Genomic DNA, 465 nt, shown 5'->3' on the forward strand with positions numbered 1-465 from the left:
ATCCATTAAGTCAGGTTCGTTCCTAAAGCGACTTAACACGAAATCTCGAAATTCATTTTTCTCTTCACAATATGCTCTTACATGCCACCTGATCCCATCATAGACTAAGCTGTGAGGCGCAATAATTCGACCTCGAACCTCAGGTGTAGAGAGCGATACATAGTCAATATCGACTCGAAGGTTAGCCCTTGCTGCCGCAATTAATCCTCGAACAATGCTTGGTGATATAGCCCTTTCAGGAACGTTCAATACGGTCGATTGAGCTTCCCCCCAATTAAAGAACTCGAAGGTCTCTTCTTGGTTATATTGCTGATGAAGCATAAGTAGATACTCATGAGCAGTGCCTTGAGTAAATAAAGGCTTAAAGTTGTCTGCTGGCCTATAGCCTTTAATTGTTCTATCCAGTATCAATTGACCTTGGTCAGTTAAGCTAATGTACTTGTTGATATCCCTGGAAGCTTGTTG

Annotated in this window: 1 protein-coding gene; it reads right to left on the minus strand. The window is 41.9% G+C overall.

The window, feature by feature from the left end:
- A partial coding sequence (locus AB4486_RS28270; RefSeq protein ID WP_372120143.1) for a WYL domain-containing protein occupies nt 1-465 on the minus strand: 465 nt, incomplete at both ends.

The sequence above is a fragment of the Vibrio sp. 10N.222.55.C6 genome, assembly GCF_041473395.1.
In the GTDB taxonomy this organism is placed as follows: Bacteria; Pseudomonadota; Gammaproteobacteria; order Enterobacterales; family Vibrionaceae; genus Vibrio; species Vibrio crassostreae_C.